Origin of the sequence: Legionella resiliens (assembly GCF_021344005.1) — a bacterium.
Lineage (GTDB): Bacteria > Pseudomonadota > Gammaproteobacteria > Legionellales > Legionellaceae > Legionella > Legionella resiliens.
The window spans coordinates 370,975-395,720 of the sequence record NZ_JAJTND010000004.1 but is presented as its reverse complement, the minus strand read 5'-3'; the positions used below and the strand labels follow the sequence as shown (position 1 = coordinate 395,720).

Sequence of the window (24,746 nt, the reverse complement as noted above, 5' to 3'; positions counted from 1 at the left end):
TGTGAAGTCAATCGATGAAATTAAATGGAGGGTTTAAATTATGGATGAAGAATACCGAAAATATGCCAAATCAAAAATTACAAATGCTAAATATCTAGAACGTAAACATGCTGCAAAAAAAATAATAATCGATGAATACACACAAGGGATCAATGCATTTTTACGAATCATCAATAAGACACCAGCTGACTTTCATGATCTCACCAATGCCTATTATGATCTGGCGACTTTCTATTTTAATAAAACGGAATATGTAAAAGCAGGGCAATGTTACCTGGATGCTATAAAACAACTTCTGCATACTGAATTAAATGATGAAAGTTATAGAAAATTAACCGAACTGTATATTGATTTAGCCGATGCCTGTTATGAGTCGGTCAATCAACTTGGAGGAGATGAAGCAATGTCAAATGCCATAAAAGCATTTGGACTGATAAAAAACAAAACTATTGATGAACAGCGAATCGGTGATCCGGCAATTAACTTCCAACAATTTCATGCATACTATGAAAAGAAACTCTCAACAAAGTCATATCTTGCTTCATCTAAATTTGCAAATCACGAGCATCTGCTTGCTGAAGGACAATTTGCAAGGCAGGAACAGTCCCTCTTTGAACAATTTGGAGCAATATCCATTAGTGAAATGCAGCAAATTGATCACAGTATAGAAAGTATGTTAAACCAACTTTCTTTATCAGCAGATAAACATCCCTTTAACCCTGTTTTAATCAATGAAACCCCTAGTGATAGCGCTTATCGTAATATGGCAATGCAACTTTTAGCGCTCGCCAAATCCCATGTTCAAAACAAACGGATAACAGATACCATTGAAACATATAAACACGCCATTAGAACACTACAAACGATCAAAGTACCCCAAAAAAGTGACCATGAAATAATTCAACATTTGCAAGGACAGGTAGAGTATCTACGGAAGAAACCGGGTATCCAAGAAACACAGTTTTCTTTTACAACTCCCTCTTCGCTTCAAGAAAGTCAAAGATCAGTGTCAGCCACCCAGTCAGGAAGAGGTTTTTTTGCTCAATCCTTACATGAGGAGTCAAAGGAAGACAATTCTATGGAGTTTGATAAGGATTTTGAAATGGATGTTGATGGCAATGGAATGAACATGTAAAACTCCTCAACTCTGTTTTTTTACAATCGGATACCTCCTTGATCCATTCAAGCGTGATTATAAATTAAGCCGGTAACAGGCTTAATTTATATCTCAGCACCACAATACATCAAATCGATGAGTGACGAAGACACCGGGTTGATCGTATTTTACACAATTTGCGTACGTTGTTTAAGCGTTCTTTAAATCCTTGTTGGTACCATGAACACCATAGTCCAACAATCGACGGAGAGAACAATGAAAATTACTTCATTTGTAAATCAACTTAAAGCTAAGAATTTTGACTTTATAACAAAGATAGGAACTCATGGTACAAAAGATACCTATCTGGATTACCAAATAAAAAAATATCATGACCGATTTAATTTTAAATTACTTCCTGTTCTCCAGCAGTTTTCCCTGGATAATATTTCAAATACCGAAACAATTATTGCGCTTTATAATTTTATCAAACATAACCGTGGTGAATTAATTGAAATTTATAAATACGCAAGCCGCCAAGCGTCTCTTACAACCTCTAATTCTACTAAAGAACACTACCAAGCTATAAGGGATGAAGCATTTATGCTCTTAAGACAAGGTAGAAAATTCAATGTATGGGCAGAGAGCATTATCGTTAAAGAAAGTTTTGACAAGATACCGCATCTCTTATCAAGGGACATTTCTAATCAAGAAAAATCAAAAGCCCGCCCATATTTCATCGCAGAAGACTCCATTTTTGATGTAAACCGAGATGTAGATGCTTTGTTAAAGCAAAAAGGGTTAGCATTACCAGAAAGATTGGAAAAAGAACACTTAGATCCCCAACATCGTCCATGGGGTACTTTGTACCCAACTGTCCGAAACGCACTGGAGCCCATTCATGATGAGTGGGCAAAACAGCAACCAAAACGCGAAGATTTGACCGTAGAAGTTGAGTTTAATGAAGCCAAAAAATCTCAAGCAAATATTAATAATTATTATTTTTCTTATGAAGAATCACTCTCCCATATGCTCACCGCAAATATCAAAAATGAACTTTGCCTTGGCGGAACAACGGAGCCGCTTTCAACCGGTAAAAAGCGATATATTTTCGTTATGGATACGCAGGGGAATTTATTTGTACACGAAGACAATCAATCTAAAGATGGAAAACGCATTGGTCATCCTGCATTTACTCGTGGGAAAGCTGTTGCCTGTGCTGGAGAAATTTCTGTTCAAAATGGCAAGATCACTGAAATTACCAATGCCAGCGGCCATTACAGACCAGGAGGATATAGCCTGCACAGAGTAGTAGAAGCATTGCATGAGCGTAATGTTTTGGCTAAAGACTGTCTTATTGAGGATATTCAAGGCGAGTTCTTCATGGAAAAACAAGAACTCGATACCTATGATGATACGATGCGCACGATTAAAAAGAAAAGGCTGACTTGGGAACAATATTCTGCTTGCTATGCAGAAAAGGTAAAAGAATTTCCACCTATCCAGACAATGGATTTATCCGAGAAACCTAATCCTCTGCCTTTCGTCCAAGGGTTAAAAGCGATACACCAGCATTTGCATGCTCTGGGGAAGGAAACATCTTTATTAAGTAAAACTAAAGGTAAAGATTATTATCAACGTCGTGATTCCTTTAAAAAAGTATTGGATGCATTATCCAGCGGAGATCACAAGAAAATTTTTGATTGTATTGATACTGAATGCATCACGTTTCAAAATTCATCTACACGAGATAAATATGTTATTTTACTGATTGATCTTAAAACACAATTAGTAAACTCCCAGAAGTATTCTGTCGACATTTTGGACAATCAATACATTGTTCGTAAAATCGAAAGTTATTGCAAGATGTATCAACAACTTGCCAAATGCACCTCGGCTTCCCGCGCTTATTCAGAGAAACATTCATTTTTCTCAAACAATAGTGAACTTCATGCAAACCTAGATGATGCAAAGAATGGCTATAAATTTCAAAGACAAGAAATTGATAAGGAATTTAGAAAAGAATTCCCAAAAGCAGATGAAATGCAAGAAATTGAGTCTACTAACAGTTATCATTTCTAAAGTTTCCATAAACTCCCAGGACAGTTTACTGGGAGTTCTCCTTCCATTCTCAAAAGATCAAAAAAAAGTCCTCATTAACATATTAATCAGATTTTCCTGTATTCAAAGCTTCTGCTTCAAGGACCAAGGCTCTTATTAATTCACTTGCACTCGTACTTCTGCATAATTGTGCCGATTGGCCAGCCCACATTGACATAAAATCAATGTCGTTTTGTTCCTTTGCTTTCTTTCGCATCATGCTTGTTAAAGCATTTTGAATGGGGTAATCAAGAATATTGATTTTTCTTTCCTCCATGCGCTCAATAAATTGATTGCGTATTCCCCGGGCTAACTTTCCCGAGAAGGCACGGGTAAGCACAGTATTATCTTGTTGCTGTGTCAGTAAAGCGTGCTTATAGACATCGGGAATACCGGCTTCAAAACTACCGAGAAAAGCAGTTCCCATTTGTATGCCTTCAGCACCTAAATAAGTTGCAGCAACGATTCCCCTTCCGTCCATAATTCCACCCGCCGCAATAATAGGAATTTTGATTTGCTCCACAAATTGAGGTACCAGGCTAAACAAACCAATCAATCCATCTTCTGCTTTACCTATAAACGTTCCCCTATGGCCTCCTGCTTCACTTCCTTGAGCAACAATTGCATCAATGCCACTTTCCTCAAGTACACGCGCCTCAGCTAAGGTTGTGGCAGTACCGACTAAAATGGTGTGATTTTTCTTTAATTTTGATATCCATTCAGAGTCCAGCACACCAAATGCATAGCTAAAAACAGGAATTTTTTCTTCAAGAATTACATTGATTTGCTCCTCAAAAGATTGGGCGTAAGGTGTTGTAACTGGCTCAATCTCTATATTTAATTCATGACAGGACTGTTTTATATCCGCACAGGACTTTTGAATTTGCGCCCCAGAAGCATAATGCGCCTCTGGAATAAAAAGATTCACTGCAAAGGGCTTGTTCGTTAATTTACGAATTGTTTTTAGAGCATGCCTTATCTCAGCAGGAGTCATATATCCTGCACCTAACGAACCTAGGCCGCCTGAATTACTTACTGCAGCAACTAACTCAGGAGTAGTAGCGCCGCCTGCCATAGGGGCCTGTATAATTGGAAATTTTAAACCAATTTTTTCAGTCAATCGTGTCCGCCACATGGTTTACATCCTTTTTAAATTTTATTAATCATAAACTTGATGCTTAATGAATACTATACTGCTATTTTAATCCCAGGTTATTAGTGCTAAAGCCTAAAATAGAAAAATAAATGGGAAAAAACGGATTATTGATTAGAAAGATCAATAAGATAATCAACAGTTGCTGGAAAATGTTCTGCGATTTTTTTAGAATGTTATTTTCTGCATGCATGAAGATGAGTTTTCTCTCTTCATAATTTTTAATAAAACGTCTGGTGCATCAAGTTAGGAGGACGCTATGAAAGCACAAGTTATATCATCTTTTGGTGATTCTTCAATTTTTGAAACAATTGAGCTTCCCAAACCCCAAATTAAACCAGGCTATGTGCTCATTCGCGTTATTGCAACGAGTGTTAATCCTGTTGACTGTAAAGTTCGCTCAGGTAAATACAGGCAGATTTCACCTCCATTCCCAGCAATTCTGCATAGTGACGTTGCAGGTATCGTAGAAGAAGTGGGGGAAGGAGTTATTGAGTTTACAGCGGGTGATGAAGTTTATGGATGTGCAGGAGGTTTTCTCAATGAAAGTGGTGCTTTGGCTGAGTTCATGCTTGCTGATGCCAAGTTAATTGCAAAAAAACCAAAGAAACTCAGCATGGTTGAGGCTGCTGCATTACCCTTGGTATCAATCACTGCCTGGGAAGCATTATTTGAAAAAGTAAATATCCAGAAAGGACAAAAAGCATTGATCCATGCGGGTACTGGTGGAGTGGGACATATTGCAATTCAGTTAGCTAAATGGGCTGGCGCTGAAGTATATACTACTGTATCTTCTTCAGATAAAGCAGATATAGCAAAATCGTTGGGTGCTAAAGAAGCAATTAATTACCGGATTGATTCGGTTCAAGAATATGTTAATCGCTTAACCAATGGTACGGGATTTGATATAGTTTTTGATACAATTGGTGGGGAAAATCTTGATAAATCATTGGCTGCTGTTGCCACATATGGAAACGTCATCAGTATTCAAGCAGCATCCCAGCATGATCTTTCACCTTTACATGCCAAATCAGCCAGTTTACATGCTGTTTTTATGTTATTGCCATTATTACATAATGTACAACGCGAACGTCATGGCAGAATTTTAAAAGAAATCGCAAGGATAGTAGAGGATGGCCATTTAAATCCGCTCATTGACCCTCATCTTTTTTACTTCGAGAACATTGATAAAGCGCATTCGTTGCTTGAGTCAGGGAAAGCGGTAGGGAAAATTGTAGTTCAAGCTTATTAATCCTGACTTGCAGCCTGGATCCCGCGGACAAGCCCTGAACGATTGTCAGTTTTTTAAATTTATCATGTACCACTTAAGTTTCTCTACGTACTGCTTTCCTACGTACCGCGCTTTATGCGCGGTATCCAGAACGATATTTTAAGATGCCGCTGAGCATTTCTATAGCAAGATCCCCTGGATACCGCGCATAAAGCGCGGTACGTAGACGAAGAAATTAAGCGCGGTAGGTAGGCGTTTAAGATGCCGCTGAGCATTTCTATAGCAAGATCCCCTGGATACCGCGCATAAAGCGCGGTACGTAGACGAAGAAATTAAGCGCGGTAGGTAGGCGAAAAATTTAGTGGAGGTTTCTCAAAACTGACGATACCGCAGGTAAACAGACCCTGAATGATCGTCAGTTTTTTGAATTTATCATGTACCACTTAAGTTTCTCTACGTACTGCTTTAAATTTCTCTACGTACCGCGCTTTATGCCTGAGAGAATGGTCACTTTTTGTGACCATCTCTCAGGGATAAGCCGCGGGACGTAGCAAGTGGGTGGGGCATTTTGACCCACCCTTGCAATGAATAAATTAATTTTGAGTTAATTCAGAAATTGTCGGACTAAGGCATTATGAGTTTCTTAAATTAAATCCTTGCCTTGAAGAGATTTAAGTAAGTGTTTATTGCGATCACAATAAAGCATAGTGCCCCCTATAACCGCTGCAGGCATGGTCAATATATTTAAAATGGGTATAAAACTGACCAGATTTATAGAAAAACCTAATCCAAGTGAATACATTTTATTGTGAGCAACTTTCTTACGTGTTTCTTTGAAGCCAATCAGATTATTATCCATAGCAAAATCTTGATATTGGATACTCAATATCCATGCATTAAAAAGAAACCATAAAAAAGGGTAAATAGGGTGTAGAAAGGGTACAAAAAATAAAACTCCTATTACTAAAAAACGAGGTAAAAAATAGCTCAGAAACTCAATTTGACGTTTTATACTGCGAAGCACGATTTTATAAAATGGTACAGGTGGAATGGCACTTCCAAAAAAAATATGTTGGGTTTTCTCTGCTAAAAGTCCATTTAGAGGCGCTGCGATTAAATTAAAAAATACCGTAAAAAGTGACAAAAACATCAAGAAAAAACTCAGGATAAAAATAACAAAAAAAATGCTGCTGAGAAAGCTTAGCCAAGAAGGCAGTTTATCCAGATAATGATAAGCATAAGGCAACAAATAGTGGTAAATGAGATAAAACAAGCCTGCAAACATTATGAAATTAATTACTAAAGGCAATAATACAAAACGTTTCAATCCTCGAGTAAAAAGATGACGAATTCCGCGTAACATATAACTCATACCATGAAAAAAATCCTTCATTTTTCTCCCCAATGTTGAAATATGCGTGCAGCTCCCAATCATATAACTTAAGGGTACATTAGAACATCATATTTTTTTACATAAATTATTATTTAAAACTTTGAACAAAATAATGACATAGTAACTTGTTAATATATAATTAAATTTTTATCCGTTTAAAAGGTTATGACAATGCATGAAAAAAATATTCAACCACAACAAATTCCCAAGCTTATTAGTCTGACAGCAGAAGTAATCAAGAAAACAAATCCTCATCTTTTTTTTACTTTATATAAAAATAAAGACCTGCCTTCTCAAATAGAAGATCAATATGTTAACCCTTCAATACAGACCCTGGTTAAGGAACATGAAAATATTTATTTCGCCAATGCAAAAGAACGAAAAGAGGTAGTTAATGACCGTTCCTTTCGCATTGAGACAAACTGTTTTTTTAAAAATGGCACGGGGCTTGCGATGACAGCCGTGGGTAGCGGCATACATCTTGGTATCTATTATATCTTACGTTCAGCTGGAGCATCTTATTCAACCACGGTAACTTTTCTTGCATGTATACCTGTCACTATAATTGTTACTGCGTGTTTTAGCCCCTGCGCTACTATTTTGCTTGCAAAAGGGATAGCGCGCGGAATAACGCCTAGCGTTCCTAATGAAGAAATTGATTTAACTGATGTGGTTCATGATATTGAATCCCAAAAACTAAAAACCAGTCCCTAAAAAATCATGCACCACAGGAGCAGCTGGGTGCATTTTATTTATAACCTCATTGTAACAACTTTGTTACAATTACAGTGTGTCTTGTTATATCCCTGTTACATTTGTTATTTAGACTAGGCTGCAGATAATAATCTAAGAGGGGAAAACAAGATGATTAAAAAATTATTGCTGTGTGGGATATTAAGCACAGCTACGTTATTTTCCACTACAACAGCCTTCGCTTTTTATCATTCACATCATGATTATCCACGATTCAAGTTCCATCGTCACCATCATCATTCAAGATGGAAAAATGTTTATCGATGGACACCTCCACCGAGCGTTGTAGTGGAAAACAACACTCCATACCCACACTACCATCAACACTACTGATTATAAAAAAAGAAGTAAAATTTCACAGTTATCCTAAAAGCGGTCATCTCAGCATCTTCTGTCATCCCCTACGCAGGGATGACAGCTTTTTTGACATCACTTTAGCGTGTAAAATACTTATTTTTCTGGCTAAATCATGATTAAGTAAAAAGATTTTTGCTTGTTCTTTCGATTCAGCATCCATACAATAATTAGATTAAATTTATAAGGGACCAAACCCAATTATTTAATTTATGGATTTAGAGGCTTCATGAAACTGTTCATGCAAATCGGTATTTTTGTCTTACTCGTATTCATTATTGCTTATTCTTTTTTTGCTCTTTATATTATAAAAAATGCAGAAAACGATGAAAAAAAACAGGCGGATGTTATTTTAGTCCTTGGAGCAAAGGCTTATCGCAATAACGCATACAATCTTTGTCTTGTAGCTCGCATAAAACATGCGGTTGATTTATATAAAGCCGGCTATGCGCCCAAACTTCTTTTCTCAGGCGGTACTGACACCGAAGATGGAGCAAATGAAGCACAAACCATGAAACAAATTGCACTTTCTTTGGGTGTTCCTGCCAAAGACATCCTGCTTGAATCAGCATCAACTTCGACTTATGAAAATTTTCTTTTTTCCAAAAAAATAGTTCAAACGAATAAATTTAAATCCATTATGTTGGTAACTGAACCTTTTCATGCCCCCAGAGCCATTCTAGTCGCTCAAAAATTAGGGATTAAAGTAATCAGCTCACCTGCAGTAAAAAGCACCTGTTGGACCAAGAACAAATATCTATCACGTTATTTTCTCAAAGAACCTCTTGCCATTCTCTATTATAAAATGAGAAATAGATTATGAGCTTTCAACTAATTAATGCAATTGGCACCAAATAAAAGGGGGTTCCATTTAATGGAACCCCCTTTTTATTTTGCGGATTATGATAAGATTCAATTACTTGCTTCGAGTACACGTCTCTGAGCCAACCTGATTGTCTGTTTGTACTACCCAATTGGATTGTAAGGATCCGTCTGGCTTGATCTCAATCATTTGAATACCAATTGTATCTGGCTTTCTAGGATCCCAAAATGAAGTCGCAACAACATTAGTCATATTGGGATGCATAACTCCCGTGCCGTAAAGAACTGGATCCCCATTACTATTTTCCCATTGTAACGTATAAGTATCCCCTGATTTTGATACGGTAAGCGGATAAGAAGCGGTATTATTTGCGGCATCAACACGTTGGCATTGATAATCACCCAAAAAAGCAGAAGCGCCCGTTTTGCTTGTCGAGGTACTGGTATTGCTTGGCGCAGTATCAGTAGTCGGTGTCGATGGCGAGGTCGAAGCATTGGTATTGCTTGTACTGGCATTATCTGCATAGGCCGTCAAAGTGGGCAGAGATAATGCAGTAATTAAATAAACACTTTTCATCACAGTTTTCATAATAAAATTCCTTTTCTCATAATCATCTTATGCGAATAACTCTCTATTATTGTTGTGCTGTCTTAGTACATGTTTCAGTACCACCCTTATCTTTATTGCTTTCTGCAAAAACACCATCCAAAGAACCATCAGGTTTGATTGTAAACAGTTGAATCGTTGTTACGGATGGAGATTTGGGTTGCCAAAAGATATAGCCAATCGCATTACTGACATTTTTATTCATTATGCCTTTACCAATATAATAGGGGAATACACTCCCTGTAGGAATTCCTGAAATTTTATAAACATCTCCATTTTTTTTGAACACTACAGTTTCGGTTCCATCATTAGGAGTAGTAAATGGATCATGATAGGAACATTTGTAGGATCCGGAAATATCAGGGGCATCCGCAGAGTAAACACTAGGTGAAACTGCCAAAATACCTAACACTGTTGCTAGTGAAAGCTTATTAATGACACGCATAAGAACTCCTTTTCTAAATAACTTAAAAATGATTTTAAGGTACTGAAGCTAATAATAAATATATGTTACCCCCTTTGGAAAAGCAAATTTCAAACGGAAAAATTTTTATATAAAACAGCCCTCTTAATGCAACAAAGACGCTGGTGAATCTTTTTTACTGATTTATTTCGTCACATCTTTTCCTATTTAGAATTTGTTTTTTCAAGAAGCCCTCTTCCATTTACACGGTTAAATCATTACCTTTTTCGATTTCACTATGGGCAAACTCTTTTTTAATGAATTCGATGCGTCTTGACAAGGAACCTATTTTATTGGGTAGTGTCTCTTGAAGTGCACTTAATCGATCCACCAATTCGTCTATGGTGGTAATTTCTTTACCGATTTCCTTAAGAATTTCATCAACCTTTTTGGTATGATTTCTATTCCAGTGAAAACGAGCATAGCGCAATGGAGTACTGTAATCACGGAGTAAATCTGCGGCCTGCTGAAGTCGAATATCTTCTCCACTTTTCACAGATTGGTAGATCTTTTTATAAGAGTCTCTTCCCTCATGTTTTTTAACTAAATCAATAATCTGTTTATCATGGGTCTTATTTGCTTTTCCTCTAATATTCTCTTGTTTAATAAAATCTACAGTACAATGGGGAGACTCGAGGAGTACTTCCAATACCGCTGCATTGCCAGCTTCCAGGGCGAGATCCAAAGCGGTCTTTCCCTTATCATCCTTTATCCTTAAGAAATCAGTATCAATTTTCTTGGACTGAACAATGAGCTTTATAACTACTGGACTGGGCTGATTTTTTCTAACCGCGTCATGTAAAGCCGTATGGGTTTCGGTGAAACTGAAAAGATCTTTAGGGCAGTCACGATGCTCCATAATTGTTCTTAGAACGTCAGGCTTGTTGTGAACAATCGCCTCCTGAAGAATGAAACGAAAGGTATCTTCAGGACTTTTTGGGTGTCCAATAATTTCTTTTAGAGCTTGAATATTGTTATGGACAACCGCATGCGTAAGAAGAGAACGAAAGATAGGTGCAGTACATTGGGGATGATTAATAATTTGTTTTAGGGCTTCGGTATGCTGGTGCTTTATCACCAGTTCAATAGGAGTGCTCCCAAGAGACGTTTCTTTCTTAAGATACTCTATTTTGAATCCAGGATGGTTTAAAATCAACCCAACTTTTGAAATCTCTGAAGTTCCTTTACCTTTAATTTCTTCTATTGCATCATGCAGAATGGTTCTTTTCCCTGGCGTAGTGGCCCACTCTAAAACCGATTGATCACAAGCATTGCTAGCTAGCAATGCTTGAAAATACCTCGCATCATGAAAGTAAAATGCCCTAAATAAAATGTTATCACCAGAAGTGGTAACTTCTTGCTTTAAGTCTTCAGAGGTACATTGTTGAAGTAAGTCAGTGAATTCATCGAATTTATCAAATTCATCATCGTACATTAAATCTAAAAGATGTTTGGACCTCATAATTAACACCTAATTATTTGAATTAATTTTCAATAAGTAATCATTAAATTATACAATATTCATAAAACTTTATCAAAAGTCATTTGTAGAGATAAAAGTAATTTTTTGTACAAAACCTATTCGTCCAAGCTTGGAGAGATTGAGGCATCAAGTACATAGTGAGTAGAATAAAACCTATCGATTTAATTTGAGCTTATATCGACACAACATAATCCTCTGAATTTGTTTCTGGACTCTCTTCAAGAAAATCAATCAATTTTTTTAAACGCCCTTGATTTATGGCTAAGGTTTCAAAAAAACCAAACTTGCTCGGTCTGCCAAGAATTGCCGACTTTCTTTTTTCAGCTGCGTGACACTTTGTCTCTCCAGAGAGTGATAAAAAGGAATGTTTGTCACCGCGAGGATCTTCTTTACGATGTTTTATGTACTTTTCCAAACAAAATAAAAAAGCTGCTGAATGAACGAGTTTTGCTTCCTCATTTGTCAGCACTTGCGTTTGCTTTTTGACTGCAGCAATAAAACTCAAAGCCCCAGTAAACGATTGATCTTTTCGAGTCGCAAAATCCAGCTCTAATAAATGAAGTGTTCTATTGATTAAATCATCTCCAACATCTAAATCATTCTCAGGAGCAAGCCGTACGTGCTGAATAAAAGGGTAAATCCAACGACTTCGGTTGGTAGCACTAAGAAAATCCGTACGCTTCGTGGGTATCCAAGCAGATACATTCCGTAAAGCTTCAATTAGAGTGATTGATCGAGTATCGATGTATTCATCATAAGTATTAAAAAACTCGATGCAATCTATTGTATTTTGGGTTAAATAATCAAAAATCGCTAATTCAGAACGCCGCTCTTCATCTGTGGTAAAATTTCGAAAATAAATTAGAAAAGGCATTAACGTTAATTGCTCCACAGTACAGTTTTTATAAATTAAATAAAAAGCCGATCTCAGCAAAAACATGATATCTTTTATTTTTACAGTCTCTTGTGGCATGTGTGCAGCGATTCCTGCATATAATTTTACAAAAGGATAACCATCCTCAGTGGACTCCCTATAACCAAGCATTCGACTGGCACGAATCAGTAAAGGCATAAGCTCCGTTATTTCCAAGCGATTTCCTGCCAAGTAATTAAACTGATTTTTAAGTGCTTCATACAAAATAGGATGATGAAAATCAGTAGCTAATAAACCCTCTTTAACTAAAAGCTGTTGGAAAGAAAGCCAAGGAGTGACATAAAGCCCCACTTTCCATTGATCATACGGTAAATTACCTACAACCCAATTCCAAAATTGATCAATCAGTTTTTTAACAGGAGGCATCATTTCAGGAGAGAATTCACTCTCCTTCTCGAGCGGCTCAAGTATCTCAACTAATTTTGCGATGAAGTCAATGATTGCTCCAGGGGTTTGTAATGGAGCAATCTTGCTTTTAAATAGTTCTTCAATGTGTGTTTTTAACTCATAGACTTTCATCCTTTTCACTCCATGTCTTTACTGAGCAGTTATTTTTAAGAAAGTAATTGCAAAAAAATTATGAACTGGAAAAACTGAAACACGACAAATTTGGGTCAACAATTAATGCAAATTATTGTCATTTTTTCTAAATATATAACAAAATAATTATTTTAAATCTAGAGCAACATACCGCATGCCACATTATTCTTGTTAATGCTTCATGGAAGTGTATTTCACCAATTATTATGGCAATATAACGAGCTTTACCATGACCTGGATTTTTATTGCCGCAAAACAAGGATACTTACCCTAATGTTTGATTTTACTGGAAGTTATACTGATCAATATCAACTCACTATGGCGCAAGTTTATTTTTTGAAAGGTCATAAAAACAATCCTGCTGTATTTGATTATTTTTTCAGAAAACTACCATTGGGTTCAGGATATGCCGTTTTTGCTGGCTTAGCAGACTTATTGGAACTATTGGAAAACTATCATTTCAACGAACGTGATCTTCATTTTTTACAAAGCAAAGGAATGCATCCCGACTTTCTCGATTATCTAAAAAACTTTCGCTTTAATGGAACTGTTTATGCTCCATCTGAAGGAGATTTAGTGTTCCCAGCTTGCCCCATAGTTACGATTGAAGCCAATATGATTGAAGCACAGCTCATCGAAACAATTCTTTTGAACATACTTAATTTTCAAACGCTGATTGCAACAAAAGCAAGCCGTATTCGCCACGTTGCAGGCGATTGCAAATTAATTGATTTTGGTTTGCGCAGGGCTCAAGGTCCTGGAGGCTATTATGCCAGCCGCGCCGCAATTATCGGAGGGTTTGATGCAACAAGCAATGTATGTGCAGGACGTGATTACGATATCCCTATCTCCGGAACTATGGCGCATTCATTTATCCAAAGTTACGATAGTGAATTAGCCGCATTTCGTGATTTTGCTGAAGTCTGGCCTGACAATTGTACTCTTTTAGTTGATACGTACAGCACTCTGGAAAGTGGCGTACCTAATGCAATTCGTGTTGCCAAAGAAATGGAACAACATGGCCATCAATTGCAAGCCATTCGACTAGACAGCGGCGACTTGGAGGATTTGGCAAAAAAATCACGTCACATGTTGGATGAAGCTAATCTACATTATGTGAAAATTGTAGCCTCTAATCAATTGGACGAAACGAGAATAAAAATCCTTCGTGACCAGAAAACACCTATTGATATTTTTGGGGTGGGCACAAATTTAGTTGTTGGCGCTCCGGATGCTGCTTTGGACGGCGTATATAAACTGGCTTTTGCTAATGAAAAACCTCGCCTTAAACTTTCTGAATCAAAAACTAAAATCACTTTGCCTTATAAAAAGCAGGTTTTCAGGTTATTACAAAGAAACACTTTTTTAGGTTTTGATGTTGTTGGTTTAATGGATGAGACGAATTTAGATGGAGTTTATGCTCCTTTTGAAACCGAAAAATTATTGTCTCTTGATCATGATCAGCAAGAACCTTTATTGCAAAAAGTCATGGAAAATGGCAAGCGATTAATTCCATCGCAAACACTGGAACAAATTGCAGAATACAGCAGGAAGCGGTTATGCCAGCTACCTGAGGAGTACAAACGGTTTGAAAAACCAAGCTCCTATCAGGTAGGATTAAGTAAGAAACTTAAAATAAAACGAAATGAACTAATTAAAAAATATAAAAAATAACTTACGAATGAAAACCTTAATTATTCTGGATGTACAAAATGATTTTATGCCAGGTGGTTCCCTAGCAGTTCCACAAGGGGACTCTATTGTCCCAGTAATTAATCAGCTACTTCCCCAGTTCGATTTGATTGTTGCCACTCAGGATTGGCATCCGCAAAATCATAAAAGTTTTGCTTCCAATCATCCTGGAAAAAAAACTTTTGGACACATTATGTTGCACGGAATAGTGCAAATACTATGGCCTGATCATTGTGTACAGGGAACCTTTGGTGCAGAATTTTATCCTACACTTGATACACGACCTGTAGCTGCTATTTTTCGAAAAGCCATGGATCCTGAAATCGACAGTTACAGCGGTTTTTTTGATAATGACCATAAAAGAGACATTGGCTTAGGTGGTTATCTTCACGCAAAAGGCATCCAAGAACTTTATTTTTGTGGTTTATGTGCCGATATTTGCGTTTACTTCACGATAAAAGATGCGCTTCAGGAAGGTTTCACATGTCATTTAATTGAAGATGCTACTCGCCCCCTAAATAAACTTGATTTTAAAAGAATTAAACTTGAACTTTTACATAAGGGCGTTAAATTCTTACATAGCCACGAAATAAAATCATGAAATGCGTATCTACATTGTTGGAATGAAGTAGAAAACGAATAAGAATATCTGCGTTCGAAAATCAAAAAGCCAACGTTCCGCGCTTTATGCACGGAATCCAGATCCGAGCTTCAGGAAAAATCAACACAATATCTCCGTGAATGGCCGCCAAAGCTTGATACCGCAGACACACACCGCGGGACGTAGGTAAGATTATTACAAATCGACTGAGCTTCACTACAGGTGTGAAGCAACTTGTCCTCCAATTAGCTGTATCTCCGATTTTATCGCAGCAGAAACTCTCTCACCTGGCAATACAATTCCTATTAAGTTTAAAGGATCCGCAGATGAAATGGTTTGTGATATCGGATCAAGCTCCTCATTTCGCATAGCTCGTAACGAGTCCACAGCATAAGGTAATGCAAATTGTTCACCTAAAAATCCATCAACAAAACGACCGCCACGCACTTCACCACGTAATTCAAGACGTCGCAAGAAAATCAACAAATCTCGCCAACGCGGAATATTTTTTTCCCGTGCAAGTAAATCACGAAATACTACACCATACCGTTTTAGCAGAACCCAACACGCGGCTTCCACGCGTTTTTCATGGTCAGCTTGTGCATGTACATGCAATAAGGACCAACGACCTGTACTGAGGGGAAACAGAGGTCTGCGTCGATGTCGACTATGATATTTACGTTTTGTACTCATCAGAGTACGTATATTATCAAAACTATCTGCTGTGACCATGCCCGCTGCAACCAATTCCCATAAACCATTTTCCACTTCAACTTTTAAATTTCCCGTACCGCGAACGATGTCTGCATAAAATGAAGCCCCATATTTTTGTAAAAATTGATAAATATTCCGTGCAGGATGGCTTAAACTATTCACCTCCTCAATATTATCCACTAGGGCATGCGGTGGGATCCAATCGGATTCTTCGCGGACAAAAAACGTAATCGGTGCATTTCGCGTGGGGGATAGGCGTCTTGATTTTTTCGTCTCCTCTTCGATTACGACTACAGAGGGATGAGGCGATATGCGTCCCCAACCTACAAGACCACTCATACACAGTTTATCGAGCATCAACAAATCATAATCGTGGACACGCGCAGGAAAAATATCAGACTCCCATGCATTTGCAGCAAGTTCAAAACCTTGCAGTTGCTTGATTACCTCCAACAATCCGCTCTCGCCACGCATCTGATTTCCTTTTGCTACATGTTGCCACTTGAGTAGCCAAGCCATAAATTGTGCTCGGGTCACGGGTTTGATTTGTTTCCGCAAAGATTCAGTAGTGTAACGATGGATACGTGCCAGCAACCGACGTTCACACCATTCGATTTCACCAGCATACCCTGCCCTAAAATTTCCGCGCAATAAATAACCACTGGCTTCCAGTTTTAATAAAGCATGTTCCACATCCAGTGAAGAAAGTTGCAAACATTCAACAAGTATTTTTTGGGTGACTGGACCTGTATGCAAAAACCAACCACGTAAAGTTTTCAGAATGGCCTCATCTTGTGAACTTGGCTCTTCATCAATATCAATCATCTCGTTAACCAACATTGCTTGCGGAAAAATACTCTGAAAAGTCTTCTTTTTTTCAGCAGATACATAATAATTCTTGCTCCCAACCGTGGCCAATGCCGCTCTTCCTTTGTGCTGTAATTCAATAAAATAGTGTTTCCATATTGGTAAAGTAGCTTGGTACTCGGACAAATGAATTATTTCTGGAAAAACAATCACGGTGTTTAAGACATCATGCAACTCATCTGCAGAACGAATATCTGGCCAAGCTTGTTCTTGTACTTCAGTTACGGCTTTGGGATCCAGTTTACCCACCTCTTCCAGTAGAGCCTCAGGGAGTACGCGACGCATTTCGACCGCTCGTGATCGCCGCTCTTCTAAAGGAGCATCATCCAAAAATGCATAGGGGTTGGCATTTAAAATTTCATGAGAAAATACGGAAGGCACTGGAGTATCTACTGCAAGACACGTAATGTGCCTGGATTCAATAGCATGAATCACCTCAGCGAATCCATCGATATCTAAAGCTTCGGTGAGAATATCTTTCATAGTCTCTTCGATGAGTGGGTGCTCAGGCAACATGACATCCCGGCCGCCCAAATTATCCTGACACGCGGCTGCATCTGGAAAAGCAGCTGCCAATAAATCATCTGCAAGCATACGTTGAATGTTTGGAGGAATTTTTTTGCCGCCGCGAAAACGCAATAATGACAAGGAACGCGCGGCCACTGCGCGAAATCGCACACCTAATAAAGGGGATTGCAACACCGCTTGGATCACAACTTCTTTTAATGTGTTTGTATGCAAAAAATGAAACACATCAGACAAAGGAAAACTGTGTTGCTCTGCCAAAGCGATATTTAACCCGTTATCGGTAGCTGCAGCTTGTAATTCAAAATTAAATGATCGACAAAATTTCTTGCGTAATGCCAATCCCCAAGCCTTATTAATACGAGCACCAAAAGGTGCATGGATTATTAACTGCATTCCACCGCTTTCATCAAAGAAACGTTCGGCAATGATTGTTTTTTGTGTAGGAACCGCCCCTAGGACTTGTCGCCCCAAACGGACATACTCCAGTACCTGCTCTGCAGCAGAATGATCCAGGCCACAATGACTCATCAACCATTGAATGGCTGCCTTAACTTCGGGGTAATGTTTTATATCAACAATTTGTGGACTTTTTTCTGGCAGCAATGCATCTATTTTTTCCCGCAACTGCGAAACCTGTAATGATAACTCAATGCTTCGCGCAGGCGCTTCGCCTAACCAAAAAGGTACGCTAGGTGGAGCACCATGTGCGTCTTCCACAAGTACACGCCCATTTTCAATACGAAGTATTTTCCAGGAGTTTGTCCCTAATAAAAAAATATCTCCACGATTACTTTCTACTGCAAAATCCTCATCCAAAGTACCGACCATCGCATTATCAGGCAGTGCAATAACCGTAAACAATCCATTGTCTGGGATGGCTCCTCCACTTGTAATCGCTGCAAGGCGACTGCCACGTCGAGCTTTTATGACATGATTTACCTGATCTCTATGAATATACGATCCGTAACGTCCTCGCGAACCGGCAATTCCCTCTGATAGCATCGTAAGAATTTCATTAAACTTTTTCCTCGTTAAATGTTGATATGGATAAGCATTTTTAAAATGGTGAAAGAGTGCTTTCTCTTCCCAATCCTGAGTAGCGCATGCAGCCACAATTTGTTGAGCCAGAATATCCAAGGGCTCTTGTGGAATGATTAGCTGATCCAAATCCCCTTCACGTATTGCATAAACCAATGCGGCGCACTCTAACAATTCATCACGCGTCGTCGCAAAAATTCGCCCCTTGGAAATTGCGGCATGCCAGTGTCCGGCTCTACCGATGCGTTGCAATGCCGTAGCAATGGCACGCGGTGATCCGATTTGGCATACCAGATCGATACTCCCTATATCGATTCCTAACTCTAAAGAGGCGGTAGCAACTAATACCTGCAGCTCACCTTTTTTTAATTTTGTTTCTGCTTCAAGCCTCAATTTTCGCGATAAACTTCCATGATGTGCTAAAACCTTGTGTTCACCTAAACGTTGTTCCAAATGATGGGCAACCCGTTCCGCTAATTTTCGTGTATTCACAAATACCAAGGTAGAGCGATTTTCTCGTGCAAAAGCAGCAATTTTTTCATAAATTTCATCCCACATTTCATTGGAAGCAACGGCAGCTAACTCACTGTCTGGCACCACAACCTGCAAATCAAGTTGGCGTGCATGCCCAATATTGACTAATTTGACTTTGTTTTTTTTGGCACCGCTTAAGAAATGTGCCACTTTTTCCAAAGGTTTTTGGGTCGCAGATAATCCAATGCGAATAAAGGGTTTTAAAGTGAGAGCTTCCAAACGCTCAAGAGATAAAGCTAAGTGCGTCCCTCGTTTGTTGCTTGCTAAAGCATGAATTTCATCAACAATCACCGTATGAATGTTAGCCAAATTGATGCGGCTTTTTTCAGCAGTTAATAAAATATAAAAGGATTCCGGTGTGGTTATTAAAATATGCGGCGGTTGTTTCAGCATTTTTTGGCGCTCGCCAGTGGGTGTATCTCCTGTCCTCACTGCCACTCGAATTTCTGGCAAATGCATACCGCGCTCCCTGGCTAATTCAGTAATTTCCTCAAGCGGCATAAGTAAATTTTTTTGCACATCATTACTGAGCGCTTTAAGCGGTGAAACATACAAGACCTCAGTCCTATCGTGTAAATTTCCGGACAACGCTTTGCGAACCAACCCATCCAAGCACGCTAAAAATGCAGCCAGAGTTTTCCCTGAACCCGTTGGTGAGGAAATAAGCGTATCATGACCTGCTAAAATAAAAGGCCATCCTTGCACCTGTGGTTCAGTAGGTTGACCTACTTTCTGGATAAACCAATCCTGTACGAGCGGATGAGCCCAAGCTAGGTTTTGATGATTTGGTGGATTCATAAAATTAATGATAAATGAGCGAATTCAATACATAGTATAGAATATTACCCGGGTATAAACGCATCGCATCGCTCTTTTCCAACCTTATTCTCCATGTCCTGGATCCCGCGAACACATCGCGGGAGGTTGGCTACAGATGATTGATCAACATAGCCCTTAGTTATTATTCAGCATCTATAAGAATTTGCTCGATTTCTCTATTTTTAAATACAACATGTTGATGCAAACCAATAGCAATTACTCCTGGGGCTAATTCTTTCATTGCCTTCATAGCGTCCTGCTTTTGCTTTTCCGTACTGTCTTGTGTTTCGAAAATCGCAACATTTGCTAAAAAAGCAGCAATTGTACCTTTTCTTACTATTTTGCCATTGATGGATGTGCTATCCACTCCATCAGGCAATACATCTTCAGGACGAATCGAATTATGATGCGGCATACTTCTCTCCTTTTATTCACTCAAATAACCAACTGTTTTATCTCTTCAAACTCATGCCATTAGATATTTCGGACTCATCAGGTTTGGGCTGTTCTGTTGCTATCTTTTCCCGTAACTCCTGCATTAATTGGGTTTGCTTGACGGCCCATAATGAGGATGAGGTATAAATTTTAGTGTACTCGGAAATGATTTCCTTAACTTTTTCTTTTGTTTGCTGTACTAAACTAGAATCACTTTTTCCTTCATTTGCTTGCTTCGCCAACTTTATTCCAACATCTAATGTTTCTTCTGTTCTTTTAAAATCGATGCCTTTATGCAAATATTTTTCTAACATCAACATTCCTCTGTTTCCTTTGTGGATTAAATAAATCACGGCATACTTTAGCATCATTTGAGCATTAATTAAAAAACTTATCGTTCCTGCTCGAAACAAGAAAAATAAGTTGCAGTCTAAGTTAGATTTGCACAAAATCCTTATATAGCCCTAATATAGGCGAGACGATACATCTCATTACGTCAAGGTAAAAATGATTATTATAGTTTGTGGAACTTCATCTTCAGGAAAATCAACTCTTTGCCAAGAATTGCAAAACCGACTTGATAATGGCTGGCTTAATTTTAGTACAGATGGGTATTTAAGCATGCTGGGTGATAAATTTGGCGGATTGCATCCTGATAACCCTCAAGTAGGTGTGCCTAATGATATTTGCTATGCGCAACAATATCCCGATGGCACCTATGAAATTATACCTGGAGCTTTATGTTCAAAACTCTACTTAACCATACCAAACGTCCTGAAGCTCATTGCCGAGCAAGGGTTCAATATTATTGTTGACTCTTTTATTACAACCATGGATGAGTTTAACAGTTATAAAGAAACATTGGAAAAATATGGCGTTTTATTTGTTTATCTTTATGCTTCCGAAGCCGTAATTAGCCAAAGAGAAGAAGCTCGAGGGGATCGATTAAAGGGATCAGCACTTCATTGGTTAAAACGATTTGATTTTCAAGATCAGTGTGAGTTGTGTATTAATACCGAAGAAATGAATATCCAGCACATTTGCAATGAAATTCTTCGATTCAAAATGCAGCCCTAGTACTTAGGCTACACAAAAGATAAATTAAAGGTATAATCGCCGCTCAGCTCAAGGATATACCTATGACTGCTTATGCAAAACTATCAAGAAAGAACGATTCATATCCCAGGCTTTACGCTTGCCTTAAAAATTTGGCATCCCGAAAAACCTAATCCCATTTTGTGTTTGCATGGGAAGCTGGATAACGCAGCAAGCTTTGATCTATTAGCTCCTTTAATACCTCATAGGCAACTTGTAGCTGTTGACTATCCAGGTACGGGATTTTCCAGCCATTACCCTCCAGGCGTTATGCCCCATTGGAAAAATGATGCGTTATTGATGTTGCATCTAATCAAAGCATTGGATTGGGAGCACTTTGATATTATCGCACATTCTTTGGGTTCCTTATTGGCAACAACAATCGCAATTGCCCAACCCGAACGTGTCAGAAAATTAATTTTTCTTGATATTTTGGGACCAACAGTCAATTTGATAGAACAGGCCACAATAAACCTCCCCCAAGATGTGGCGACCTATTTATCCTATAATCAAAACCAACGCACTCTATTTGATAATCGCATCGCAGCAATCCATGATCGTATGAAAGTCGGGTCCATTAGTTATCAAGCTGCTGAAGCTTTAGTTTCTCGAGGTACTGTAAACAGTAAGGAAGGATGGCATTGGACTTTTGATAAGCGATTACGCTGTGTTGGTTTTACGCTTCCTTATGAAGACGAAATAAGGGCGATGTTTCATACCCTGGCCGCCCCCGCTTGCCTTATTCGCGCCAAGCAAGGAGTACCTTATCCTGAAAACATTTTTCAAGATAGAATGCAATCAATAAAAAATTTAACTCTTCATGAGGTCCAAGGCGGTCATCATGTACATATGGATAATCCTGAACTTATAGCAAATATTTGTATTCAATTTTTGAACAGTTAGATGCTTAGTAAATCATCAAATGATTTTATTTTGACTTTGACTATCATTTTCTAGTCTATATGGTTAAAATTAGCTATCTTTCTGCTTTTGTGGAAAGTAAAAAAGAAATAAGATTCTAAAGAGGGTAACTAAAATGGGGTTTAATTTTTTTAAAAAATACTATGACAAGGCAAACACTGCATTTGATGAGGTTGCGACAAACAACCCGCCAATTTACACTACAGTTCGAAAGTTAATTGATGAATTAGCCCACGTAGAAAGATTAGCTAAGGATCGTGAAGAACCACTTCATCCAGACATCTTCAATGCGGTACAGCAATTAAAAGCCCAATTAAATGATAGCAAAAGACAGTTTGATAACGATTTTAAAAAAGGGATACCGTTGTTTCTATTCCAACACCGCGTTCGAGATTTTGCTAATGATTGTCGCTCAGCCATCTATAGGTACGAGCCCACATTAATGGCTGCTCCTGGCGCTTTGAACAAGATCAGAGCATACATCAATGCTTTTCTGGAACATTATTTTGGAGTTGAGTCATATTTTAACACCGAGAAAAATGCTCTTGGATTGAAAGCGGAATTCAGTACAAATTATAACAACAGAAAAAGTGAACTCACTAAAGAAGTTTTTCGAAGTGACGGTTCTGAGGATACTTGCGGTCTAGGACTCTTCTGATAAGAATAAATTTCAAATAGCTCCCGGGTTTCGCTATGATGCGCCCGGGACTCTGTAAATCTTCGCATTCCAAAAATCAATTCTTTAATCTTTATTTTTAAATTCTTATCCTACCTAATCAATGCTATTATCAGTGAATAAATAACTAAATCCAAAAGGAATTGTCTCATGCGCCGAAATGTATCAAAAATAATCCACGTCATTCAGCTCAGCCTAGTCATTCTTTAGGAGTTAACCCTATGAGCCAAACGCTTCTCTTTACAGCGGGATTGATTATTATTTGGATCGTTGGCTACTTCCTGATTGTAGGGAGTCATGTGCTGATTCCTTTTGTGATTGCAGTTTTTATTTGGCATCTTCTTAATACCATAAGTAACATCATTCAACGCATACCCTCTGTAGGCCCCCGTCTCCCCGATTGGCTGAGTATGATTTTTGCTTTTTCAATAGTTACCGCATGTATTTTTATTTTTACCAGTATCATTACGGATAATGTCAATAATGTCATTGCAGCATCCGGGCGCTATCAAGAAAATTTATTAAAAATTTTCAACAATATTGATCAAAAATTTAATATAAAAGTATTGGCAAGTATGAATACTATGATCAAAAGCCTGAACCTCCAAACGATTTTTGTTAACGTTTATGGGGTATTTACGACACTTATGGGTTCTATGGTACTCATTTTATTGTATGTTGTTTTTTTATTTGTCGAACAACATTTTTTTCTAAAAAAAATTGATGCCCTATTCCCTACTTTGGAAGGCCGTATCCTGATGAACAACATCATTAGCCATATCGTGAATAACACCCAAACTTATCTCGGCCTAAAATCCATTTTAAGTCTCATTACTGCGCTTTCCAGTTGGGTAATCATGAAGTGGGTAGGATTAGATTTTGCCGAATTTTGGGCGCTTCTTATCTTTTTCCTCAATTTTATTCCTAATATCGGTGCGATTATTGCCATTGCTTTCCCAACCGCTTTAGCAGCAATACAATTTACCAGTTGGATTCCTTTTACTGAAATAATTCTGGGTTTGGGGACCATTCAATTTATCGTAGGGAATTTAATCGAACCGCGTTACTTAAGTAATTCATTGAACTTAAGCCCATTAGTTATTTTAGTTGCATTAGCCGTCTGGGGAGCAATATGGGGAATATTAGGAATGTTCCTGTCAGTACCAATCACAGTCATGATGATGATTATCTTTGCTCATTTTGAAAAAACCAGGTCTATAGCAATTCTTTTATCTCGGGATGGAGATGTCTTCAAAACTTATGAACTGTTATTGGAGAACCCTCCTGAACAAGATTGGGTTAAATATTAGAGGCTATACTCTTAAATAACTTTGACTCTAAGGACTTTAAAAAATGGATTTTATTAAAAAAACCATTGAATTAGCTAAAGAGAATGTGAAGCAAGGCGGAAGGCCTTTTGCCTGTCTCATTGTAGAAAAGGGTAAAATTATTGCCGAAGGAACCAATCTGGTAGCCCAAACCAACGACCCTACCGCGCATGCAGAAATTGTGGCAATAAGAAAAGCGACTGCGAAACTGCATACAGAACATCTTCTTAATTGTGAGTTCTATATTCTAGCTCATCCTTGCCCCATGTGTTTGGCCGCGATGTATTATTGCAGTCCGTTAAAGGTAACATTTATTACTTTAAGAGATGATTATAAAAAATATTATATTGACGATCGTAAATATTTCACCTTGGATAATTTTTATGATGAATTTGCGAAACCCTGGCAGGAAAGAAATTTGCCAATGACTTATCACGCCCACCGTGAAGCAATCGAAATATACAAGCTCTGGCAAGAACTCAATCAAAAGAATAAAAGTTAGAGTCAAAAAATTTGCAGTATCTTGTAGCCTGGGAACAAAGCAAAACCCGAGTTACGGCTGCGCCTGC

General features: G+C 38.2%; 22 protein-coding genes. 13 read left to right on the top strand and 9 right to left on the bottom strand.

Annotated elements, in window-relative coordinates; all coding sequences use genetic code 11:
- The first annotated feature begins 40 nt into the window (after window positions 1-40).
- Both LXO92_RS07215 and LXO92_RS07210 read left to right on the top strand, forming a co-directional pair.
- Window positions 41-1,135 (top strand): hypothetical protein, encoded by a 1,095-nt coding sequence (locus LXO92_RS07215; protein ID WP_232890692.1) that lies wholly within the window; start codon window positions 41-43, stop codon window positions 1,133-1,135.
- 237 nt (window positions 1,136-1,372) lie between these two features.
- Window positions 1,373-3,178 carry a hypothetical protein gene (locus LXO92_RS07210; RefSeq protein WP_182351991.1) on the top strand — a complete coding sequence of 602 codons (1,806 nt, stop codon included), beginning with the start codon at window positions 1,373-1,375 and terminating at the stop codon, window positions 3,176-3,178.
- 82 nt (window positions 3,179-3,260) lie between these two features.
- On the opposite strand, the gene LXO92_RS07205 is transcribed toward LXO92_RS07210, so the two are convergent.
- The gene (locus tag LXO92_RS07205) at window positions 3,261-4,331 is read right to left on the bottom strand and encodes an NAD(P)H-dependent flavin oxidoreductase (protein WP_182351990.1); all 1,071 of its coding nucleotides are present in this window, start codon (window positions 4,329-4,331) and stop codon (window positions 3,261-3,263) included.
- A gap of 277 nt (window positions 4,332-4,608) precedes the next feature.
- Between LXO92_RS07205 and LXO92_RS07200 the strand changes: the two genes are divergently transcribed.
- On the top strand, window positions 4,609-5,601 hold the full coding sequence (locus LXO92_RS07200; protein ID WP_182351989.1) for a zinc-dependent alcohol dehydrogenase family protein: 993 nt from the start codon (window positions 4,609-4,611) through the stop codon (window positions 5,599-5,601).
- Window positions 5,602-6,223: 622 nt separating this feature from the next.
- On the opposite strand, the gene cysZ is transcribed toward LXO92_RS07200, so the two are convergent.
- Window positions 6,224-6,973 (bottom strand): sulfate transporter CysZ, encoded by a 750-nt coding sequence (gene cysZ / locus LXO92_RS07195; protein WP_182351988.1) that lies wholly within the window; start codon window positions 6,971-6,973, stop codon window positions 6,224-6,226.
- Between the two features lie 171 nt (window positions 6,974-7,144).
- Here cysZ and LXO92_RS07190 point away from each other — a divergent pair, with 171 nt between their 5' ends.
- From LXO92_RS07190 to LXO92_RS07180, 3 genes are all read left to right on the top strand, one after another.
- Complete coding sequence (locus tag LXO92_RS07190) at window positions 7,145-7,687, top strand: hypothetical protein (RefSeq protein WP_182351987.1); 543 nt, start codon at window positions 7,145-7,147, stop codon at window positions 7,685-7,687.
- Window positions 7,688-7,837: 150 nt separating this feature from the next.
- Window positions 7,838-8,059, top strand: a complete 222-nt coding sequence (locus LXO92_RS07185) for a hypothetical protein (RefSeq protein ID WP_182351986.1) — start codon at window positions 7,838-7,840, stop codon at window positions 8,057-8,059.
- 250 nt (window positions 8,060-8,309) lie between these two features.
- Window positions 8,310-8,903 carry a YdcF family protein gene (locus LXO92_RS07180; RefSeq protein ID WP_182351985.1) on the top strand — a complete coding sequence of 198 codons (594 nt, stop codon included), beginning with the start codon at window positions 8,310-8,312 and terminating at the stop codon, window positions 8,901-8,903.
- A gap of 93 nt (window positions 8,904-8,996) precedes the next feature.
- On the opposite strand, the gene LXO92_RS07175 is transcribed toward LXO92_RS07180, so the two are convergent.
- From LXO92_RS07175 to LXO92_RS07160, 4 genes are all read right to left on the bottom strand, one after another.
- On the bottom strand, window positions 8,997-9,491 hold the full coding sequence (locus tag LXO92_RS07175) for a hypothetical protein (RefSeq protein WP_182351984.1): 495 nt from the start codon (window positions 9,489-9,491) through the stop codon (window positions 8,997-8,999).
- 46 nt (window positions 9,492-9,537) lie between these two features.
- A complete protein-coding gene (locus LXO92_RS07170) occupies window positions 9,538-9,954 on the bottom strand; it encodes a hypothetical protein (RefSeq protein ID WP_182351983.1) in 417 nt (138 codons plus the stop codon).
- Between the two features lie 220 nt (window positions 9,955-10,174).
- Window positions 10,175-11,434, bottom strand: a complete 1,260-nt coding sequence (locus LXO92_RS07165) for a DUF5617 domain-containing protein (RefSeq protein WP_232890691.1) — start codon at window positions 11,432-11,434, stop codon at window positions 10,175-10,177.
- A gap of 193 nt (window positions 11,435-11,627) precedes the next feature.
- Window positions 11,628-12,908: a hypothetical protein gene (locus LXO92_RS07160; protein ID WP_232890690.1), complete on the bottom strand. Its 1,281-nt coding sequence runs from the start codon at window positions 12,906-12,908 to the stop codon at window positions 11,628-11,630.
- A 294-nt stretch (window positions 12,909-13,202) separates the two neighbouring features.
- Here LXO92_RS07160 and LXO92_RS07155 point away from each other — a divergent pair, with 294 nt between their 5' ends.
- Entirely contained in the window at window positions 13,203-14,603 is a 1,401-nt protein-coding gene (locus LXO92_RS07155; RefSeq protein WP_182351980.1) for a nicotinate phosphoribosyltransferase, read from the top strand.
- Between the two features lie 7 nt (window positions 14,604-14,610).
- The gene (gene pncA, locus LXO92_RS07150; protein WP_232890689.1) at window positions 14,611-15,222 is read left to right on the top strand and encodes a bifunctional nicotinamidase/pyrazinamidase; all 612 of its coding nucleotides are present in this window, start codon (window positions 14,611-14,613) and stop codon (window positions 15,220-15,222) included.
- Window positions 15,223-15,438: 216 nt separating this feature from the next.
- Here the strand turns inward: pncA and LXO92_RS07145 are convergent, their stop codons facing one another.
- The 3 genes from LXO92_RS07145 to LXO92_RS07135 form a co-directional block, all read right to left on the bottom strand.
- Window positions 15,439-19,701: a DEAD/DEAH box helicase gene (locus LXO92_RS07145; RefSeq protein WP_232890688.1), complete on the bottom strand. Its 4,263-nt coding sequence runs from the start codon at window positions 19,699-19,701 to the stop codon at window positions 15,439-15,441.
- Window positions 19,702-19,864: 163 nt separating this feature from the next.
- A complete protein-coding gene (locus LXO92_RS07140) occupies window positions 19,865-20,137 on the bottom strand; it encodes a hypothetical protein (RefSeq protein WP_182351977.1) in 273 nt (90 codons plus the stop codon).
- 37 nt (window positions 20,138-20,174) lie between these two features.
- Entirely contained in the window at window positions 20,175-20,477 is a 303-nt protein-coding gene (locus LXO92_RS07135) for a hypothetical protein (RefSeq protein WP_232890687.1), read from the bottom strand.
- Window positions 20,478-20,664: 187 nt separating this feature from the next.
- Between LXO92_RS07135 and LXO92_RS07130 the strand changes: the two genes are divergently transcribed.
- The 5 genes from LXO92_RS07130 (at window position 20,665) to LXO92_RS07110 (ending at window position 24,679) form a co-directional block, all read left to right on the top strand.
- The gene (locus LXO92_RS07130) at window positions 20,665-21,234 is read left to right on the top strand and encodes a phosphotransferase-like protein (protein ID WP_182351975.1); all 570 of its coding nucleotides are present in this window, start codon (window positions 20,665-20,667) and stop codon (window positions 21,232-21,234) included.
- A 72-nt stretch (window positions 21,235-21,306) separates the two neighbouring features.
- Complete coding sequence (locus LXO92_RS07125) at window positions 21,307-22,155, top strand: alpha/beta fold hydrolase (protein ID WP_182351974.1); 849 nt, start codon at window positions 21,307-21,309, stop codon at window positions 22,153-22,155.
- A 133-nt stretch (window positions 22,156-22,288) separates the two neighbouring features.
- Complete coding sequence (locus LXO92_RS07120; RefSeq protein WP_182351973.1) at window positions 22,289-22,831, top strand: hypothetical protein; 543 nt, start codon at window positions 22,289-22,291, stop codon at window positions 22,829-22,831.
- 239 nt (window positions 22,832-23,070) lie between these two features.
- Complete coding sequence (locus tag LXO92_RS07115; RefSeq protein ID WP_182351972.1) at window positions 23,071-24,159, top strand: AI-2E family transporter; 1,089 nt, start codon at window positions 23,071-23,073, stop codon at window positions 24,157-24,159.
- A gap of 43 nt (window positions 24,160-24,202) precedes the next feature.
- On the top strand, window positions 24,203-24,679 hold the full coding sequence (locus tag LXO92_RS07110; protein ID WP_182351971.1) for a nucleoside deaminase: 477 nt from the start codon (window positions 24,203-24,205) through the stop codon (window positions 24,677-24,679).
- The last annotated feature ends 67 nt before the right edge of the window (window positions 24,680-24,746 follow it).

What these genes read in the sequence shown, in the direction of transcription:
- LXO92_RS07145 (WP_232890688.1), bottom strand. Translation starts at nt 19,701, where the DNA reads ATGAATCCACCAAATCATCAAAACCTAGCTTGGGCTCATCCGCTCGTA.
- cysZ (WP_182351988.1), bottom strand. Translation starts at nt 6,973, where the DNA reads ATGAAGGATTTTTTTCATGGTATGAGTTATATGTTACGCGGAATTCGT.
- LXO92_RS07160 (WP_232890690.1), bottom strand. Translation starts at nt 12,908, where the DNA reads ATGAAAGTCTATGAGTTAAAAACACACATTGAAGAACTATTTAAAAGC.
- LXO92_RS07170 (WP_182351983.1), bottom strand. Translation starts at nt 9,954, where the DNA reads ATGCGTGTCATTAATAAGCTTTCACTAGCAACAGTGTTAGGTATTTTG.
- LXO92_RS07140 (WP_182351977.1), bottom strand. Translation starts at nt 20,137, where the DNA reads ATGCCGCATCATAATTCGATTCGTCCTGAAGATGTATTGCCTGATGGA.
- LXO92_RS07115 (WP_182351972.1), top strand. Translation starts at nt 23,071, where the DNA reads ATGAGCCAAACGCTTCTCTTTACAGCGGGATTGATTATTATTTGGATC.
- LXO92_RS07120 (WP_182351973.1), top strand. Translation starts at nt 22,289, where the DNA reads ATGGGGTTTAATTTTTTTAAAAAATACTATGACAAGGCAAACACTGCA.
- LXO92_RS07165 (WP_232890691.1), bottom strand. Translation starts at nt 11,434, where the DNA reads ATGAGGTCCAAACATCTTTTAGATTTAATGTACGATGATGAATTTGAT.
- LXO92_RS07205 (WP_182351990.1), bottom strand. Translation starts at nt 4,331, where the DNA reads ATGTGGCGGACACGATTGACTGAAAAAATTGGTTTAAAATTTCCAATT.
- LXO92_RS07185 (WP_182351986.1), top strand. Translation starts at nt 7,838, where the DNA reads ATGATTAAAAAATTATTGCTGTGTGGGATATTAAGCACAGCTACGTTA.
- LXO92_RS07175 (WP_182351984.1), bottom strand. Translation starts at nt 9,491, where the DNA reads ATGAAAACTGTGATGAAAAGTGTTTATTTAATTACTGCATTATCTCTG.
- LXO92_RS07110 (WP_182351971.1), top strand. Translation starts at nt 24,203, where the DNA reads ATGGATTTTATTAAAAAAACCATTGAATTAGCTAAAGAGAATGTGAAG.
- LXO92_RS07155 (WP_182351980.1), top strand. Translation starts at nt 13,203, where the DNA reads ATGTTTGATTTTACTGGAAGTTATACTGATCAATATCAACTCACTATG.
- pncA (WP_232890689.1), top strand. Translation starts at nt 14,611, where the DNA reads ATGAAAACCTTAATTATTCTGGATGTACAAAATGATTTTATGCCAGGT.
- LXO92_RS07190 (WP_182351987.1), top strand. Translation starts at nt 7,145, where the DNA reads ATGCATGAAAAAAATATTCAACCACAACAAATTCCCAAGCTTATTAGT.
- LXO92_RS07215 (WP_232890692.1), top strand. Translation starts at nt 41, where the DNA reads ATGGATGAAGAATACCGAAAATATGCCAAATCAAAAATTACAAATGCT.
- LXO92_RS07125 (WP_182351974.1), top strand. Translation starts at nt 21,307, where the DNA reads ATGCAAAACTATCAAGAAAGAACGATTCATATCCCAGGCTTTACGCTT.
- LXO92_RS07130 (WP_182351975.1), top strand. Translation starts at nt 20,665, where the DNA reads ATGATTATTATAGTTTGTGGAACTTCATCTTCAGGAAAATCAACTCTT.
- LXO92_RS07180 (WP_182351985.1), top strand. Translation starts at nt 8,310, where the DNA reads ATGAAACTGTTCATGCAAATCGGTATTTTTGTCTTACTCGTATTCATT.
- LXO92_RS07200 (WP_182351989.1), top strand. Translation starts at nt 4,609, where the DNA reads ATGAAAGCACAAGTTATATCATCTTTTGGTGATTCTTCAATTTTTGAA.
- LXO92_RS07135 (WP_232890687.1), bottom strand. Translation starts at nt 20,477, where the DNA reads ATGTTGATGTTAGAAAAATATTTGCATAAAGGCATCGATTTTAAAAGA.
- LXO92_RS07210 (WP_182351991.1), top strand. Translation starts at nt 1,373, where the DNA reads ATGAAAATTACTTCATTTGTAAATCAACTTAAAGCTAAGAATTTTGAC.